Source organism: Nonomuraea sp. NPDC001699 (genome assembly GCF_053596455.1).
Genome location: NZ_JBSFGF010000013.1, coordinates 94,488 through 112,625 on the forward strand (window position 1 = coordinate 94,488; position 18,138 = coordinate 112,625).

Here is an 18,138-nt window from a genome sequence, read left to right on the forward strand (position 1 = left end):
CCGATTGATGCAAAAAGGAGTCCCCCTTGCCCAGAGCCGTCTACGTCCTGGCCATAGGCATCTTCGCCATGGTGACCAGCGAGTTCGCCGTCGGAGGACTGATGCCCGAGATGGCGGGCGGACTCGGCGTGACCATCTCCCAGGTCGGCTATCTGATCACCGCGTTCGCGGTGGCCATGGCGGCGGGCGGGCCGCTGATGACCGTCGCGCTGGTACGGATACGCCCGAAGCCCGCGCTCCTGCTGCTGTTCGCCGTCTTCCTGGCGGGCAACGTGCTCGCGGCCGTCGCGCCCTCGTACGCGGTCATGACGGTCGCGCGGGTCGTCACCGGCGTCGCCTCCCAGGCGTTCTTCGGGGTCGCCATCTCGGTGGCGGTCCAGCTGAGCCGTCCAGAGGTACGCGGCCGCGCCCTCGCCGTCGTCCTGAACGGGTTGATGCTCGGCACCCTGCTCGGGCTGCCGCTGTCCACGTTCATCGGCGGGCAGCTCGGCTGGCGGGCCGCCTTCTGGGCCGTCGGCGCCCTGACCGTCGTCGCCGCGATCGCCACCACGGCGGGCGTTCCCGGGCTCGGGCGCGCGGACGGCGGCAGCGACTTCAGGCGGGAGCTGGCCGTCTTCAGGAACGGCCGGCTGTGGCTGGCGCTGTCGACCAGCACCTTCATCATCGGCGCGACCTTCGCCGCCTTCAGCTACCTCAGCCCGATCCTCACCCAGGTCACCGGCTTCACCTCGCGCGCCGTCCCCCTCCTGCTCGTCGCGTACGGCGCGGCCACCGTGATCGGCAACTACGTCGTCGGACGCCTGGCCGACAAGCACACCATCGGCGTCCTGTGGTCCGGCCTGGCCCTCAACACGGTCTTCCTGGCCGGGTTCGCGCTGTTCGCCCACCTCGGCGTCCCGGCGGTGGTCGCCATGCTGGGCGTCGGGCTGGTCGGAGTGACCATGAACCCGGCGATGGCCGTACGCGTCCAGCGCGTCGGCAATCCGGGGCCGCTGGTCAACACCGTGCACGCCTCCTTCATCACCCTCGGGGTGATCATCGCTTCCTCGGTCGGCGGGCTGGTCATCGACGGCTTCGGGCTGCGGGCTCCCCTCTGGCTGGGCGTCGGGCTGGCCGTGCTGGGGATGGTGTCCCTCCTGCCCGAACTCGGCCGTACCAGGACGAAGCCGTCGGCGACGAGCCTCCCTCAGGAGCCCGTCGAATCCGCCACCCACTGACGCCGCCGCCCGCACGCAGGAGGTCAGCCGCGCGAGCGGTGCACGACCTTCTCCGCCGAGCGGCCGGGATGGACGACGATCAGGTGCTCCTCCAGCGGCGCGTCCGGGTCGCTCTCGTCCCACGGCATCGTGCGGGCGTAGACGCGCATGCGGTAGTGGCCCGGACCGGCGACGGCCAGGTTCGGCAGCGGCCCGGCCGCCCCGCCGTCGCCGCCCTCGGGGTAGGCCGGCACGACCAGGCGGCCGCTGCGGCTGGCGATGCCCACCTCGACGACCGCGTCCCAGCCGGCGAGCCGGAGCGGCGGGGCGCTGGCGAACGCCTTGACCGTCAGGCACATCGCGGCGTTCTCCTCCGCGGTCACGATGGCGGCTCCGCTGCCCACCGCGTCGATGAGCCCGTCCTCGACGGCGTCGAAGATGTCGGCGAACTCGCGGCCGCCGCCGTAGATGTCCCCGGGCTCGCCCGCGCTGTCGTCGCGGTCGTCGAAGACGGCGTAGCCGCCCCCCTCGGACAACATGTACGCGGCCGTGCCCTGCCGCCCGGCACGCACCTTGGGCCACGGGTCGGCGCACCGGGCGTTCGCCGTGGCCTTCCACCTGAACATCTCCCGGTCGCGTTCGGCCTGACGGCGGTCGGCGTCGGCGTTCTGCCGGGCGACGATGCCGGGGCACAGATACTCCAGGGCCGCGGCCAGCTCGACGGAGTCCGCCGTGCCGCCCGTCCGTCTGTGCAGCGCGTGCCGTTCCTGGACGTCTGGCAGCGCGCAAAGCCGCGCACCGTGGGCGAGGACGCGCTGGTCGGCCAGGTCCTCGGGGAACATCGCGGCCGCGGCGAAGGTCTCGCCCCTGGCCAGGCAGAGGAACGACCGCCGCCGCTCCTCGGCCCCGAGGGCGGCCGCGGGACGGAGCCGGCCGCGGCAGCCGTCGTCGGCGGCCGTGTAGGTGAGCCGGGCGTCCCTCTCCGCGCCGACGACCGCCGTCGGCAGCACGAACACGACCGCGGCGGCGGCGAGCCACCGGTACGTGCGCCCGGTTCCGGACGCCTGGACGCCGGCTACGGGCGCGGCGGCGAGTTCGTGCGCGGTGCGCGCCGCCCACACGACGGCTAGCCCGTCGAGCGCCTGCACGGCGAGCGACAGACCGTCGAACGACATGCGTCCGGCCTGCAACAGCCCGTAGACCTCCGGGACGAGCAGGGCGGTCCAACCGGCGGCGACCGTGGTGACGCCGAACCGCTGGTCGCGCCCCTGCCCGGCCAGGATCATCGCCTTGCAGCCGGCGGTCGCCAGCGCCGGCAGCAGCAGCGCCTTCAGCACCGGGAGTTCGGCGAACGGCCGCAGCGCCCCGGCCAGGACCCCGGCCAGGCCCCCGATCAGGGCGAGCCCGAGGGCGAGGACCCGGAACCGGACCGACACCCCGGTGAGGGCGCGCACCAGCAGGACCACGGTGGCGGTCCACACGCCCCAGCTCGCGACGGACTTCGCGACGTCGGACAGGCCATCCAGAAGCTCCCAGAGCAGCAGATCGCCGGCCACGTCCACATAGAGCAGGCGTCGCAACCACACCACGTCGCGCGGCAGGGTCGCGGCGCGCGGCGTGGCGGGGCCGCGCAGGATCTGCCACAGCGCCCACGCGTTGAACGCGCAGATCGTCGCGAGCAGGAGCCGGTCCCCGTCGCCCCACGGCCGCGGACGCGCCGTCGCGACGACGGTGAACCACCTCCCGCCGTCGTACCAGGCGGCGACAGCGGCGGCGGTCAGATAGAGCGCGATGGCGGCGGCGGCCGGACGTCCGAAACGGTGGTGGGCGACGGCGGCCCGGAGGAAGGCGACGATCGGATGATCTTAGCGGGAGCGCTCGGGGACTCGGTATCCGCGCGGTGACCGAGGGACGTGGAAGTGCCGTCTTCCGTCGTCACGGGCGGTGCCCGACGATGCCGTCAGTCACCAGAAGGAACCGGCGGGCACTCGCGGAACCGCCGGAGAAGGGAAGACAACCCCATGGCCACTCAAGTCGCCTCGTTCGCCGACATCTCCAGCCAGTTCGACACCTACATCGGCGACATCGTCTACGCCACCATGACCACCGTCGACGCCAAGGGACGGCCGCGCGCACGAGTGCTCATCCCGGTCTGGGAGACCGTCGACGGCACTCCGCTGGGCTGGCTGGCCACGTACCGGACGCCGGTCAAGGCCGCCCACCTGGCGGGCAACCCGCACACCACGTTCTCCTACTGGACGCCCCGGCAGAACGCGGTGAGCGTCGACGCCGTCGCCGCCTGGACCGGCGACCTGGAGACCAAGCGGCACGTGTGGGACCTGTACCGGCGCACGAGCCCGAAGGGCGCCGGGTACGACCTGGGCAACTTCTGGCACGGCGGCCCCGGCGATCCGCAACTGCACGTCCTGCGCCTGGAGCCCTGGCGCATCCAGGTGATCAGAGGCTCGGACCTGCACAGCACCATCTGGTACGCCCCGGGAGAACGCTGACGGAAGGTCAACGCCGGTGGAGGCGGGTGGTGACGATCTCGGCGGTGTCGGGCGGCAGCTGGGGCACGAGGCCGTGCCAGGCGCGCAGGGTGGCCCTGTCCACGGCGGCCGCGATCGAACGGGCGATCAGGCCGTCGTCCGGCGGCACCGCGGCCGGGCTCAGGGGTTCGGTGGTCTCCCACCTGCCGTCGCCGGAGAAGCCGGGCAGCCTGACGCGCGAGCGCCGGGCCGGGGTGTGCGCGGTCACCGGAACCAGGAGGTCGGACGGAGTCCCGTCCGACACGTACCGGATCACGTAGACGAGCGGTCCGGCCGGAGCAGCCATGATCTCCAGCACGTACGAGGCCGACGGCCCGGAGCGGTTCACCTGGAAGAGCGCCCCGCCAGGCAGGACGAGCACGAAGTCGTGGGGGGCGGCGGCCGCCGCCCGGGAGAGCGGACGCACCACGGGCAGCGGGATCACCGCCGACGTCGGCGGCACGTCGTCCACCAGGTCGAGGGTCCAGTCGGCGTCCGGGAGGCCGGTGAACGCCGCCCGTCCGTCGCCGCCGACGCTCGCCAGGTACCGGAGGTCGGGGCGCCCGGCCGTCAGGGCCAGCCACGTCCCGGCGTCACCGGCCCCCGGCCCGGTCATGGTCAGCGTCAGCTCGCCACGGCCGTTCGCGCCCACGCCCGCCTCGGCCGTGATCGTCAGGTCGAGGTGACGCACGCGGACGGAGCCGGCGCGAGCGGAGAGCCCATGGTCGTTCAGCTGCCGCAACACCTGCGTCAGGTCCTCACGCGTCCGGGGGACGGCGGGCGGGTGCGCGGCGCGCATGGCCCGACGTGCGAGCCCGGCCACCGACGCGGCCCGCTCGCCGACCCAGCCGTCGTCCGCGTCCGGGAAGGCGAGACCGAAGTATTCGGCGCAGATGTCCTCCAGGGACTCACCGCCCTGCCGCTCGTTCATGGCCGCCTCCTGCCGCTCTTGTGGGCCTCCTCGACGCAGATGAAGCACACCGGCCCGTTCTCGCCCGCCTCGTGCAGCAGGGTCGAGGCGCCGGCGACGGCGATCCTCATCGCCTGGCCCGTCGAGACCCAGGTCGGCACGTCCTTGCTGTCGAGCACGCGGCGGACGGAGTACTCCCAGTGTTTCTCGGCCTGCTCCCAGTCATTGTCATGGTGTCTGATGAACGAGACGGCGAAGCCGTCGGGCACGCGGAACTCCCGGTGCGCGAAGCACAGATCGCGCAGCAGCGGGATCATCCGGCCTCGCCCTCGACCGGCACGGGCTCGCTCTTCCCCAGCAGTTCCTCGGCCGGCCTGGTCCGCCGGGACGTGATCGCGTGGCTGACCATGAACCCGGCGACCCCTCCCACCGCGGCCGGGACGAGCAACCACCCCACGATCGACAGGAACCAGGCCAGGACCGGCAGCGCGGTGTCGGCGGGCGAGGTGATGCCCAGGGTGACGTCGTAGGCCGTGCGCCAGCCGATCACCAGGCCGTTGGCCCCGAACAGCGCCCCGACCGCGACCATGATCGGCAGCCCGCGGGTCCACATCCAGTAGCGGACCCCGTGGTGGGCGCCGAGGGAGAGCCACCAGCGGCGCAGCCGATGCCGGATCCGCTCGCGAGGAGGCGGGGGAACTCCGAATCCCGGGGGGACGGACGGGGGCATGAGCACAAGGTAGCCACTCGTCACAGGGCGCGAACGGAAAACGCCGGAGGAGACCGGATTCATGGCGTACAGGTGTTCGGAGCGGTCGTCTGATGCGCGTGGGTCAGCCATTCCTGCGGCGTGATCCGCCGCGTCCCGGCCATCGCGCACAACGCCTCGTCCAGCTCGGCCGGGACGCTGACATTCCACAGCCAGACCCGGCCCTTCCTGCCGCCCGTCGCCATCCGGGCGCCGTCCGGCGTGAAGGCCACCGCCTTGAAGCCGCCTTCGATCGGCGGGCCCACCGCGCGCCCGGACGCGATGTCCCACCGGCGCATGGTCCTGTGGTCGGCGGCTCGCCATGCGCCGCGTCCGCCGCTGGACATCAGCGTCCGCCCGTCGGGCGCGAAGGCGAGCAGGCTGACGATGCCCTGGCCGGTGGGGACGGGCGAACCGGACGGCCGCCCGGTCGCGGCGTTCCACAGCCGGACGGAGCCGTCGGAGGTGGCCGCGGCGATCCGGGTTCCGTCGCCGCTGAACGCCAGGGCGTCGATGACGCCCGCGTCGCCCTCCAGGCGGCGCAGGAAGCGAGGGCCGGTGAGATCCCACAGGTCCACGCGCTCGTCCAGGCTCTCGGGGACGGGCCGGTAGCTCATCGCCATCGACGAGTTCCCGTCGCTGCCGAACGCCAGATGCCTGATGCCGAGCGGCGTCTCGACGGGCTTCCCGGCCGTCTTCCCTGTCGCCGCGTCCACCACGCTGACCGTCGAAGCGCCGAACGTGTCCCTTTCGAGCGTGACCGCGACGCGGGTCCCGTCGCGGTTCAGGGCTCGCAGTTCGGGCACGCGGCCGTCGACCCGGGCGATGGTGTGCAGCGGCTTCCCGCCGGAGGCGGAGTGGAGGGTGATGGGCCCGGGGCCGACGATTCCCGCCGCCGTCAGGCCGCCCTGCCGCTGGGACGCCCAGATCCTCCCGTCACCGGACACGGCCCGTACCGGCTCGGTGTCGCGTCTGGACGTCCAGCCGCCGCCGTTCCGCCGGAACGACGAGCCTGCGTCCGTCCACAAGGTGGCCGCGTCGGGGGAGAAGGCCAGCAAAGTGACCTCGTCGTCTCCGGCGGTCAGCGGGCCCTGGAGGGGGTGGGAGTACGACAGGTCCCACAGCCGGGTCCTGCCGTCCTCGCCGCCGGAGACGAGCGTGGTGCCCGCACGGTCCACGTCGATCGCCCGCACGGCCCCGTCGTGGCCGGTCAGCGCCATCCCGACCGCCTCCTTGAGTTCGGGGTCCCACAGCCGGACGACTCCCTCCTCGTCCCCGGCGATCCACAGGTTCAGCCTGGCGTCGAAGCCCAGTGCCGTGACGCGGGCCGCCGGCAGCGTCGTCCTGCGGGTACCGCGGCCGGCGTCCAGGAGCACGAGCCTGCCCTCGGCGTCCGCGACGGCCAGGGTGCTCCCGTCCGCGCTGAAGGCCGGGCGCACGTCGTCCACGCGCGTCGCCGGGCCGCGCCGTGAACGCGTCGGGACGTCCCAGAGCTGGACGGACGCCTCGCCGCGGACGTCGGAGGACACCGCGGCGAGCGTCGTGCCGTCGGGGCTGAGGACGAGTTCGTCGTACTTGAGGAATCCGGACCCGACGAGTCGTGGGAAGCCGGCGTCCACCGCCCGGCGCCCGGCGATGTCCCACAGTGAGAGGCGGCCGCTGAAATCGGCGAAGAGCACGCGCTCGCTGTCGGGCATGAAGGCGATCGCGGTCGTGCTGCTGCCCTGGCCGAACTCGTGCAGGGGCTTGTGGGTGCGGCCGTCCCACAGGCTCGCGCCCCCGTGGTTGTGCGTGGCCGCCACGTAACGGCCGTCGGGGCTGAAGACGACCTTGACGACCGACCGTCCGGAGAAGAAGTCGTTGTTGGCCGGTTCGGCGGGGGCGCGGCTCGGCACGTCCCACCACATCGGCCGGGCGTCGTCGCTGCCCGTCACCACCGTTCGGCCGGACGGGGACAGCGCCACGGAGTGCAGCGACGCCTGGATGTGCCCGTCGAGCACGGCGCGCGCGGGCGAGGCGAGGACGGACAACATGCTCTGCCGCGCTTCGGCCGTGGGCGCCGCTTTGCCGGCCGCCACCGTGAGCAGCGCGGCCAGCTGCGGGTCCGTGGCGGACACCTGCGAGCCGGCCTCCGCCAGGCGGCGCGACAACGCGGTCCGCAGCTGCTCGGAGGTGTCGTCACGCCACACGACCAGGCCCAGCACCGCGAGCGGGACGAGCAGCGCGAGCCCCGCCAGGACGCCGACCCGTTGCGGAGCCAGCCGGTACAGGTGACGCCGGGCGGCCGCCACGTCATCGGCCCAGGAGATCCGCACGCCGTCGGCCAGATGGCCGTCGGAGTCCTCGTTGGCCTTCGGCGCGACGACGCTCATCTCGCTCTGGGACGCCCGGGTGAGCTTGGCGGCCAGGCCGCCGACCCTGCCCAGCCGTCCGGTCGGCTCGATGCGCCCGGTGACGGCCTGCCGCGTGCGCGGGGTGCGCAGCGGGCGGGCGAGCGCCCAGCGCACGCGCGGGACGGCGGGCACGGCGGGCACGGCGAAGGACGTCCGCGCCGGAGGTCCGAGGGTCTCCTCCAGCAGCACCGCGAACGCCGCTCCCAGGGACGATCCAGACACTCGCCGCAACCGCACGTCGTCGATGGACAACCGCCACAACACGCACGGCATGTCGCGCCCGCCGCCGCTCTGGCGTTTCCAGGACGTGGTGATCGCGTCCTGGAAGGCCGCGTCCGCCTGGAAGTCGAACATCGTCCGCGGGTCGGGGAACAACCCGGGCGGGCCGCCCCGCAGGACGCCCAGGCGCAGGGTCCCGAGCAGGCCGGTGTCGCCGTCGTCGAACAACACCCTGATCAGGTGTTCCCGGCGCGACCTCAGGCGTGACCGGGCGGCCGGCGACCAGATCTCCAGCGCGACCATCGAGCGGGCCGGTCCGCCGCCCAGCTCGTCCAGGCGGCTCATGAGGTGCGGATGGCGTGCGGCGGCCCGGGACGGCAGCCCGCTGAGGCCATGGCCGGGCAGCAGGCCGCTGTCACGCCAGCGTCGCACGGCGGCGGCCAGCAGGGTGTCGGCCTCCTCGGTGCCCGGTGGCCGCGTCCGGCTCGCCAGCCAGGCCATGCGGGCCACGTGCCAGGCGCCGGTGGCGGCCCGTCCCCAGCCGTCGACGCCCGGCTCCGCGAGGTCGAGCGTGTCGGCGTCGTCGATGGCGTCGAGCGCCCAGCAACCATCACGAACCCAGGCATGCAGCAGCTCCGGGTGCGTGCGGGCCGTTTCGGCGCAGGCGTCCCACCACAGGCCCGCGTCGATGAGCCGGCGGGAGCATTCCTCGGCCGTGACGGCGTTCTCCGGAGCACCGGGCGCGGTGAATCGCCGCTCAAGATCGAGAAGCGCGTCAAGGCTGGACAATGGTCATCACATCGTTCCGTGCTCGCGGCTTGCCCGGGGCGGCCTCGTGGGACTGGATGCTCAGCACGTCTCTCATCTTGATCCGAGGCGACGGGATCGAGACGGGGAATCGCGTAATGAACGGCGCGGCCTGAACCCTTCGAGGCGAGGACGTCCGGCCGGCCTGCGCTCCTCGCCAAGATATCTCGCACTCTCCGCTAACGACACAGATCACCCGGCGTCGCAGGATTGCCTCTCGAACGAATCGACTTGATCGGGACAGATGTGCGGCCGGGCGCGGACGCCCGCGTTCCCCATCGCCCCGCTGGTCCTGTCGATCGCCGCGTTCGGCGGTCGGACGCGGTTCGATCCGGATGGCTGAGACGACCCTGGTGGAGCGGTGGAGCGATCGCGTACGAACGCGGGCCACGCCTCCGTGATGCCCCGGACCTCGGCGGCACGCCCGGGGCGCGGCGGCCGGAGACGCGCGGGCGCGCTCGGCCGGGTGCTGCTCTCCGCCGTCCTGGGACTCGGCGTCGCCGCCGCCCCGGCTGCCGCCACGTCGGCGGACGGCGACTGCAACCCCGAACCGGGCGTGGTGAAGCTGCCCGGCGGAGAGCCCTGGGCGCAGAAGCGGCTCGACATCAAGACGGCGTGGCGGCTGAGCACCGGCGCCGGCGTCCGGGTGGCGATCATCGACAGCGGCCTCGACGTCAAGCACCCGCAACTGCCCTGGTTGTCGGACTTCGTCGACTTCACCGGGACCGGCTACACCGACTGCGTCGGCCACGGCACCGCCGTCACGGGCATCATCGCCGGGCGCGTCTATCCGGGCGTCGCCTTCCACGGCGTGGCCCCGCGGGCGACCGTCATGGTGCTCAAGCAGAGCAGCCAGGCCGAGGGCCACGTCGCCACCCTGGCGGCGGCCATCGACAAGGCGGTCCAGCTCAAGGCCGACGTCATCAACATCTCGATCAAGGCGGCCGACAATCCCGCGCTCAAGGCGGCCGTCCGCAACGCCCTGGCGAGGGACGTCGTGATCGTCGCCGCCGCCGGGAACATCACCGACAAGAAGGAGGACGTGCCCGCCTATCCGGGCTCCTACGAGGGGGTGCTGGCCGTGGGCTCGGCCACTCCCGACGGGCGGCGCGCCGACTCCTCCAACACGGCCACGCCCGTCGGCGTCCTGGGGCCGGGGGTCGGCATCATCGCCCCGTGGCCGGGGAGGTCGTACAAGCTGGATCTCGAGGGGTCCAGCTTCGGCGCCGCCTACGTGTCCGGGACCGCCGCCCTGGTGCGCGCCCGGTTCCCGCAGCTCGACCAGGAGCAGGTACGGCGGCGCATCATCGCCACGGCCGACGGATCCGTCGGCAAGGGCACGGGGGCGGGCATGGTGAACCCGGTGCAGGCGGTCAGCGCCGTGCTGCCCTTCGAGCCCGCGGGACGGCCCATGGTCGCCGCGCCCCCGCCCGCCCCCATCGCGGCGGACGCGATCGCCAAGGTACCCCCGCAGAACGCCGGGGCCCGGAACACCGCGCTGGCCGTGACCGCGGGAGCGCTGATCCTCACCGCCGTGGCCGGCGCCCTCGCACTGGTGCTGCCGCTCGGCAGAAGCCGCGGATGGCGCCCGGGCCCGCCCAATGACGTCAGTTGACCGCTGATGCAGGCGCTGCCCGCAGCGCAGCGCCTGGATACGAAGGGAACCTACGATGCACCCGTTACAGCCAGACGATCCACAGAGGCTGGGCGACCACGACCTGTCGGAACGCCTGCCGGAGGGGCCGCGCGGGGCGGCCTTCCTCGGCCGCGAGTCGAAGGACGCGCCCCTCCGGGTGATCAAGTTGCTGGCCGCGAAGCCGGACGCCGACGCGGAAGGCGTCGCGCGCTTCGCCAAGGTCCGGCGCCTTTCCAGCTCGTCCATTGCGCGCACGCTGGACGCCGGCCTGCACGAGGGCCACCTGTACGTCGTACGCGAGCACGTCGAGGGGCGCGGCCTGGCCGAGATCGTCGCCGTCGACGGGCCGCTCGACCCCGACGGGGTGGAACGGGTGGCCGTCGGGACGCTGACTGCGCTGACCGCCGCGCACCTGGCGGGCGTCACGCACCGGGCACTGACCCCCGGCAACGTCATCATGGGCGCCGACGGCGTCCGGGTGACCGACCTGGACCTCGGCGAGGCCGCCGGGGAGATCGGCTACCGCTCGCCCGAGCAGCTGAGAGGCGAGCCGTACGGCCCCTCCGCCGACCTGTTCGCCTGGGCGGCCACGGTGGTCTTCGCCGCCACCGGGAAGGCGCCGTTCGGTCAGGACGCCGACGAGGTGCTGACCGGCGCGCCCGAGCTGGGAACGCTGGCCGAACCGCTCCGCACCGTGGTGTCCGCGGCGCTGTCGAAGGACGCCAGGCAGCGGCCCGCCGCGTACGCGGCGCTGCTGCGCCTGCTCGGCGGCCCGTCGGCGGACCAGGAGGTCACGGCGAAGCTGCCGCCCGCGGACGCCCCGGGCCTCACCCCGCTGTTCGCCCCTCCCGCCCTGCCGCCGGCGGACGGCGCCGCACCGCTCGAAGGCGTGCCGGTTCAGCCGCCCCAGCCCCAGCAGCCGGCCCAGCAGCCGGGGCAGCCGCAGCAGACGTGGGAGCCGCCGAGGCTGCAGCAGCCCATCCAGGAGACGCCGCAGCGCCCCAAGGTGTGGCAGGCGTCGGTCGTGGACCCGGCCTCCCCGCGCCGGAAGTTCCCGGTCGGCCTGACCGCTTCGGTCGCCGCGCTCATGGTGCTGTCAGGGGTGGGCCTGTGGGGAGCCAGCCGCTACACGGACGCGGACCGGATCGACTCGGTCGGTGTCGCGGCCGAGGGCAGGTCCACCGACGGGGCCACCGGGTCCGCCGACGCGGCGGCGAACGGGACGACGGGTCCCGGCGACGGGACGGTTCCGCAACCGGGCGAGCCCGGCACCGACCAGGCCGATGTGGACGTGCCGTGGGCGACGCCGTCCGACGCCGACTCGTACGGGGTGGGCCCGCTCATCCTGCCCACCGAGGAGCCGTCGGGCGTCCCGACCGCGCCCGTGTACAGCTCGGTGCCGACGCCGTCGCCGCCGTCCACGCAGCCGGTCGCCACCCAGCCGGTCGCCACCCCGCAGCCGACCACGCCGCAGCCGACGGCCTCACAGCCGAAGAGCCCGCAGGCGACCAGGACGGTCACGGCGACGCCGACGGCCAGGAACACCAGGACGCCCGAGCAGTCCCAGGAGCCGACCCCGACCCCCAGGAAGAGCACCGAACCCCCGACGCCGACGCCTCGCAAGAGCACCGAGGCCCCCACCCCGAGCCCCCAGAAGAGCACCGAGGCTCCGGCCCCCGCCAAGAGCACCCAGCAGGCCCCGCCGCCCACGACGGAGGCCCCCGAGCCGGAGCAGCCCAAGAGCGAGGCCCAGCCGGAGCCGGAGCCGAAGAACCCCTACACGCCCACCCAGGTGTGCGGGTCCGGCTTCTACGTGCAGCGGTCGCAGTCGTTCAACGGCGGTGAGACCTTCCAGCTGTACAACAGCGGCACCAAGCAGAACTGCGTGGTGACGATGAAGTACGCGGGCGTGGGCAAGGAGAGCCCGGTGAGCGCGACGCTCGACGTCCAGGACGGGGACAGCGTGACCGACAGCGGCGACTACAAGTACTACGCGGGGCCGGTCAAGCTGGCCGCCCCGGGCAGGTGCGTGAAGTTCTCCGGCAGCGTCGGTGCCGGGAGCACCGCCGCGGGCTGGGCCAACTGCGGCTGAACCGGCGGACGTACCCCGCCCGGGAACCTCCGGGCGGGGGCGTCCACTGAAGGTCAGTAGGGCCGGTAGCCGCCGCCTTGCTCCAGGGACGCGATGCCGGGGTGTTTGGCGAGGTTGCCGTAGCGGCTGTAGGTGTACAGCACGCCCGCGATGATGTTGTCGACCGGGTCGAGGATCTTGCCGTGGCCGGGCAGGGCGTGCGCGTTGAACGTCGGCGGGATGGTCTGCATCAGGCCCTGGGACGGGATGCCGTTCTTGGCGTTGATGTCCCAGGTGTTGATGGAATTGGGGTTGCCGCCGGACTCGTGGTAGATGATCGTCCAGATGCGCTCGACGTCCTTGGGGTCGTTCGGGTCCAGGTCGTTGACGTCGATGCCGCGCTGGCGCATGACCTCCGCCATTTCGGGTGACCTGATGACGGTGAGCGCCTGCTTGATCCACTCGACCACCTCGGCCTTGGGCGCGGGCGTGCTCGTCGCCGACGAGCCACCGCCGCCGGCCCCGGAGCCGTTGCCCGCCCCGGATCCGTTGCCGGACCCCGGGCCCCCGCCCGACACCCGCGTCTCGTCCTGGTGGTCCGCCCTCGTCCAGACGACCTTCTTGTCGCCCGGGTCGAAGTCCGGGCCTCCGGGGTCGGGGATGTGGGTGAACCGGCCGAACCCGTCGAGAGAGCCAGGCCGGACGTGGTCACGCAGTGTGGTGGCGGCGGCCCCGACGGCGTCCTGGGCCGTTCTGACCAGGCTCCTGGCCCGCTCAAGGTTGGCGTTCACGACGTCGGTGAAGCAGGGGTCGGCGAACATCGCGGCCCTCGCGTCGGCCTCGACGGTGTTGGGATGGTTGATCAGATAGTTCACCATGTACCGCTGCGCGTGGCCGACCGTGTCGTCGCGAAGGGTCGTGATCTCCGGAACGGCCTTCTCCAGCGCCGTGGCGACGTTCTTGAGCGCCGCGGCGCAGGCGTGGACGTCGGTGTTGAACTCGCCGCCTACCTTGGGGAACTGTTGCATGTAGCGGGTGAAGGCGTCCGCGGAGTCGCCGTCCCACTTCCGGTCGACCTCGTTGAGGTTGTTGACGAGCGCGGCGGTCTCGATGGCGGCGTGCGACCCGCACGACTCCCAGGTGTAGGCGATGTCCTTGATGCCCTGGGGGTTGCCCGTGACCTTGGTGAGCAGCGTCAGAAACTCTCCCCCGCCGGGAATCTCGGTGATGTCCGGCGCGAGGACGGCGATGGAGTCGCTCATGCGCCTGAGTCCGTCGCCGCCTTGCGGAGGTTGGTCTCCACCTCGTCGAGCGCCCGCTCGACGTTCTCCAGCCTGCGCTGAGCGCTGCCGAGCTCGACCCGGACGGCGGTCCAGGTGGCGCTGATCTTGGCGGCCAGGTCGCCCGCCCCGTCGAGCTTGCCGAACAGGTCGGGTGGCGTCACCTCGGCGGGCGTCTTCGACTGGCTGACCTTGAGGATCTCTTCGAGGGCGAAGTCCTTCGACGCCACATGGATGCGCGTCCGGCACTCGTCGAGCGCTGTGTAGGAAACATCAACGACGCCTTTGCTCATGAAGATCGAGCATAGTAGAGATCATCACGGTTGGAGAGACCCGTTTTCCTCCGATTCCAACGAGGCCGTCTGGATCAGCCGGTCTCCCGATCTCCTGTCCACGAAGAAGGCGCGGCCGGGCGGGAGAGGCTGCGGTCGCACCTTGCCGAACAGCACGCCCTCCTCCCGGTTGCCCGACATGATCAGCGCCGGGCTGGCCATCTCCTTGAGCCGCTGCACCGCGTGGTCGTACATGGCGCGGTTGGCGCCGCCCATCTGACGGGCCAGGATCAGGTGCAGCCCGATGTCGCGCGCCTGCGGCAGCAGCTCGGCCAGCGGTTGCAGGGGGTTGTTCGAGGTGGCGACCAGGTCGTAGTCGTCCACCACGATGTAGAGGTCGGACCCCTGCCACCAGCTGCGGTCGCGAAGCTGGTCCGGGGTCAGGTCGGCGGGCGGCAGGCGCTTGAGCAGCGCGAAGCGCACCTCCTGCACCAGCTCCGCGGCCGCCGCGCTGGAGACGGCGTAACCGATGCGGTGCTCGGTGGCCGCGGTGTCCAGCAAGGACCGGCGGTAGTCGATCACGACCAGCCTGGCTTCCTTGGGGGTCTTGCGCGCGACGAGACCCTCCATGATCAGCTTCAGCATGTTCGACTTGCCGCACCCGGTGTCGCCGAAGACGACGAAGTGCGGATCGGCCTCGAAGTCGAGCATGACGGGGGAGAGCGTCGCCTCGTCGATGCCGATCGCGATGCGGTTCCCGCCGGTCTCCTCCGGGCCGGGCAGGGCGGCCGCGGGAAGCAGGGACGGCAGCAGCCGGACCGGCTTGGCGGCCGGGCCCTGCCACGACTCGTTGACGACCTCCACGAGGGAACGCAGCCCGTCGGCGAGGTCGTCGGCGCCGCGCACCCCGTCGATGCGCGGCAGGGCGGACAGGAAGTGCATGCCGTCCTTGGTGAGCCCACGCCCCGGCGTGCCCTCGGGCACCGCGAGCGACGCGCTGCGGCTGACCTCCGACTCGTAGGCGTCGCCGAGCTTGAGCTCGATCCTGGTGCCGAACAGGTCGCGGATGCCCGGCCGGAACTCCGACCACTTGTTGGTGGTCGCCATGACGTGCACGCCGTAACCGAGCCCGCGCGTGGCCAGGTCGGTGATCACCGGCTCCAGGCTCTCGTACTCCTGCCGGATCGTCAGCCAGCCGTCCACGACCAGGAACACGTCGCCCCAGCCGTCGCCCTCGACGCTGCCGTCGGCCACCCGCTTGCGGTAGGCGGCGATCGAGTCGATGCCGTGGTCGGCGAAGTCCCGCTCGCGCTGCTGGAGGATGCCCGAGATCTCGGCGACCGTACGGCGGACCCGGTCGGCGTTCTGCCGGTTGGCCACGCCGCCCACGTGCGGCAGCCCCTCCAGGGCCGACAGCGTGCCGCCGCCGAAGTCCAGGCAGTAGAACTGCACCTCCCGAGGCGTGTGCGTGAGCGCCATGCTGGCGATCAGCGAGCGCAGCACCGTGCTCTTGCCGCTCTGCGTGCCGCCCGCGATGCCGACGTGCCCCGCCGCGCCGGACAGGTTCAGCCAGTACGGGTCCCGTCGCTGGTCGAAGGGCCGGTCGATGATGCCGACGACGGCGTGCAGCCGGCCCCGGCCGTCCCAGCCGGGCGTGGACAGCCCGAGCTCCGGGGTCACCGACAGCGCGGGCAGCAGGTGACCCAGGGTCGGCGGCTCGGCCAGCGGCGGCAGCCAGATGCGGTGCGCCGCGGGGCCGCGTCCCTCCAGCCGGCCGACCACGATGTCGAGCAGGCTCGCCTGTGCGCCGCCCTGCTCCGGCTCCTCCGGCGTCTCCTCCGGGGGCGTCTCGGCGGCGGGCAGCGGCGCGTAGGCGTGGCCGTACTCGATGACCTCGCGCGCCGCGGGCTGCCCGCTGTCGGTCACGTGCCTGGGGTCGGGATGGTAGGCGGCCGAGACATAGGCGGCCTTGAACCGGGTCATGCCGCTCGTGTCGAACTTGAGGTAGCCGTTGCCCGGCGCCGAGGGCAGCTCGTACGCGTCGGCCACGCCCAGCACCGCCCGGCTCTCCATCGCCGAGAACGTGCGCAGCCCGATCCGGTACGACAGATGCGTGTCGAGCCCCCGCAGCCGGCCCTCGTCCAGCCGCTGGGAGGCCAGCAGCAGGTGCACGCCCAGTGAGCGGCCGAGCCGGCCGATCATCACGAACAGGTCGATGAACTCCGGCTTGGTGGACAGCAGCTCGCTGAACTCGTCGAGCACGACGAACAGGGTGGGCAGCGGCGACAGGTTGGCGCCCTGCTCGCGGGCCCGCTCGTAGTCGCGCAGCGAGGCGTGGTTGCCCGCCGCGCGCAGCAGCTCCTGCCTGCGCACCATCTCGCCGTGCAGCGCGTCGTGCATGCGGTCGACCAGGGGGAGCTCGTCCTCCAGGTTGGTGATGACGGCCGAGACGTGGGGGAGCGAGTCGAGGCCGAGGAAGGTCGCGCCGCCCTTGAAGTCGACCAGGACGAAGTTGAGGATCTCCGAGGAGTGGGTGACGGCGAGCCCGAGCACCAGGGTGCGCAGCAGCTCCGACTTGCCGGAGCCGGTGGCTCCGATCAGCAGGCCGTGCGGGCCCATGCCGCCCTGGGCCGACTCCTTGATGTCGAGCTCGACCATGCGGCCGTCCGCCCCGAGCCCGATCGGCACGCGCAGCCGGTTGCGTCCGGCACGCGGCCGCCACGTGACGGCCGGGTCCAGGGCGCGCGGGTCGCTGATGCCGAGCAGGTCGGTGAGCGTCGTGTTGATCGACAACATGTCCTCGCCGTCGCCGCCGCTCCTGGACGAGGCGCGCAGCGGGGACAGCTGCCTGGCCAGCCCCTCCATGCACACGTAGGAGAGCCGGTCCGGCGCGCCCAGCCGCGTCCTGCGCTCCTTGCCCGCGTGGTCGACCTTCACCATGTGCAGGTCGTCCCGCTGGACCTCCAGCCGCAGGGTGTTGCCCTCCTCGACGGCGCCGGTGGAGCCGGTCAGGTCGATGACGGTCACGCCCTGGATGGCGTCGCTGCCGAGCTGGGAGTCGTGCGGCATGTGCCCGCCGTCCACGATCACCACGTGGTACGGCAGCTCGCCGGCCGGTGAGCCCGGCTGGAACCTGGGCCGCTCCTTGAGGTCGCCGCCGACGAGCCGATCGAGATCACCGAGGTTCCCGGCCATCAGGCGGACGGGCCCGGACGCGTCGGCCATGTCGGGATGGTGGGCGTGCGGGAGCCACTTGACCCATTCCCAGTGGGGCATGCGCTCCTGGTCGGCGCAGACCATGATCCGCATGTCGTCGGGGGAGTGGAAGGTGACGACCTGGCCGATCACGGCACGGACGAGGTCCCGCATCGCCGCGACGTCGCCGGTGAGCCGGATGCGCGCGAAGGAAGCCAGGGCGACGGCGACGGGCAGCCGGGCGAGGGTGGAGTGCGCGCGCATGAACCTGCGCAGCGCGCCGGAGGAGAGCGCGTCCAGGTCCTCGACGGGCTTGGAGTCGGGCGGGAAGAGCTGGATGGCCAGCTTCTGCACGCCGGTGCCGAGGCGGATCGTGCTGAAGTCCTCGTCGCGGGGGCGGCGTTCCCACAGGCGGGGGCCCATCGCGATCCACCACAACGAGTCCGGCTCGGGGCCGCTCCACTCCAGGGCCTCGCGCTGCTGCTTGGCGGCGCGCCTGGCCTTCCTGCGGATCTGGCCGAGGTAGCGGAAGTAGTCGCGGCGGGCGCCGTTCAGCCGGTGCTTGCGTTCGCCCGACTGGCGTCCCATCTGGCCGACGCTCATGCCGACCATCGAGACGGCGAACAGGCCGCTGGCCACGTACATGACCGGGCTGGTGTTGGCGCCCCCCGCGGTGAACATCAGCGCCATCGCCGCGCCCCCGGCCACCATGGGCAGGTAGGTGAGGACCGCCATGAAACCCTGGCCCTGAACCTCGGGGATCTCCGGCGGAGACTCCAGCATGACTTCCCCGCGAGGTGGCTTCGGGCCGGGACGACGCTCCGGGCGCCGGACAACCACTTTGCTCACGCGACGTTCTTACCAGAATCGACCCGCTATGGTC

Annotated in this window: 12 protein-coding genes; 4 read left to right on the top strand and 8 right to left on the bottom strand. The window is 72.6% G+C overall.

The window, feature by feature from the left end; translation table 11 throughout:
- Nucleotides 1-26: 26 nt before the first annotated feature.
- Nucleotides 27-1,217: an MFS transporter gene (locus tag ACWCSU_RS33040; RefSeq protein ID WP_449940197.1), complete on the top strand. Its 1,191-nt coding sequence runs from the start codon at nt 27-29 to the stop codon at nt 1,215-1,217.
- Between the two features lie 23 nt (nt 1,218-1,240).
- Here ACWCSU_RS33040 and ACWCSU_RS33045 read toward each other — a convergent pair whose 3' ends face one another.
- Entirely contained in the window at nt 1,241-2,785 is a 1,545-nt protein-coding gene (locus ACWCSU_RS33045; protein WP_449940200.1) for a hypothetical protein, read from the bottom strand.
- A gap of 432 nt (nt 2,786-3,217) precedes the next feature.
- Here ACWCSU_RS33045 and ACWCSU_RS33050 point away from each other — a divergent pair, with 432 nt between their 5' ends.
- The gene (locus ACWCSU_RS33050) at nt 3,218-3,706 is read left to right on the top strand and encodes a pyridoxamine 5'-phosphate oxidase family protein (protein ID WP_364092927.1); all 489 of its coding nucleotides are present in this window, start codon (nt 3,218-3,220) and stop codon (nt 3,704-3,706) included.
- Between the two features lie 7 nt (nt 3,707-3,713).
- Here ACWCSU_RS33050 and ACWCSU_RS33055 read toward each other — a convergent pair whose 3' ends face one another.
- From ACWCSU_RS33055 to ACWCSU_RS33070, 4 genes are read right to left on the bottom strand one after another with little or no spacing between them, the layout of a single operon-like run.
- A complete protein-coding gene (locus ACWCSU_RS33055) occupies nt 3,714-4,655 on the bottom strand; it encodes a hypothetical protein (RefSeq protein WP_449940204.1) in 942 nt (313 codons plus the stop codon).
- Complete coding sequence (locus tag ACWCSU_RS33060; protein WP_357701748.1) at nt 4,652-4,951, bottom strand: hypothetical protein; 300 nt, start codon at nt 4,949-4,951, stop codon at nt 4,652-4,654. The genes ACWCSU_RS33055 and ACWCSU_RS33060 overlap by 4 nt, the downstream gene beginning before the upstream one ends.
- Entirely contained in the window at nt 4,948-5,364 is a 417-nt protein-coding gene (locus tag ACWCSU_RS33065) for a DUF6313 family protein (protein ID WP_357701750.1), read from the bottom strand. Before ACWCSU_RS33065 ends, ACWCSU_RS33060 begins: the two co-directional genes overlap by 4 nt.
- 59 nt (nt 5,365-5,423) lie before the next feature.
- Nucleotides 5,424-8,783: a WD40 repeat domain-containing protein gene (locus ACWCSU_RS33070; RefSeq protein WP_449940207.1), complete on the bottom strand. Its 3,360-nt coding sequence runs from the start codon at nt 8,781-8,783 to the stop codon at nt 5,424-5,426.
- Between the two features lie 418 nt (nt 8,784-9,201).
- Between ACWCSU_RS33070 and ACWCSU_RS33075 the strand changes: the two genes are divergently transcribed.
- Both ACWCSU_RS33075 and ACWCSU_RS33080 read left to right on the top strand, forming a co-directional pair.
- Nucleotides 9,202-10,416, top strand: coding sequence for a S8 family serine peptidase (locus ACWCSU_RS33075; RefSeq protein ID WP_449940210.1), 1,215 nt, complete (start codon nt 9,202-9,204; stop codon nt 10,414-10,416).
- 55 nt (nt 10,417-10,471) lie between these two features.
- Nucleotides 10,472-12,529, top strand: a complete 2,058-nt coding sequence (locus ACWCSU_RS33080) for a protein kinase domain-containing protein (protein WP_449940212.1) — start codon at nt 10,472-10,474, stop codon at nt 12,527-12,529.
- Nucleotides 12,530-12,582: 53 nt separating this feature from the next.
- Here ACWCSU_RS33080 and ACWCSU_RS33085 read toward each other — a convergent pair whose 3' ends face one another.
- From ACWCSU_RS33085 to eccCa, 3 genes are read right to left on the bottom strand one after another with little or no spacing between them, the layout of a single operon-like run.
- Nucleotides 12,583-13,770, bottom strand: a complete 1,188-nt coding sequence (locus ACWCSU_RS33085; RefSeq protein WP_449940214.1) for a transglycosylase SLT domain-containing protein — start codon at nt 13,768-13,770, stop codon at nt 12,583-12,585.
- Nucleotides 13,767-14,081: a hypothetical protein gene (locus ACWCSU_RS33090; protein ID WP_449940216.1), complete on the bottom strand. Its 315-nt coding sequence runs from the start codon at nt 14,079-14,081 to the stop codon at nt 13,767-13,769. The genes ACWCSU_RS33085 and ACWCSU_RS33090 overlap by 4 nt, the downstream gene beginning before the upstream one ends.
- A gap of 24 nt (nt 14,082-14,105) precedes the next feature.
- A complete protein-coding gene (gene eccCa, locus ACWCSU_RS33095) occupies nt 14,106-18,038 on the bottom strand; it encodes a type VII secretion protein EccCa (RefSeq protein ID WP_449940218.1) in 3,933 nt (1,310 codons plus the stop codon).
- Nucleotides 18,039-18,138: the final 100 nt, after the last annotated feature.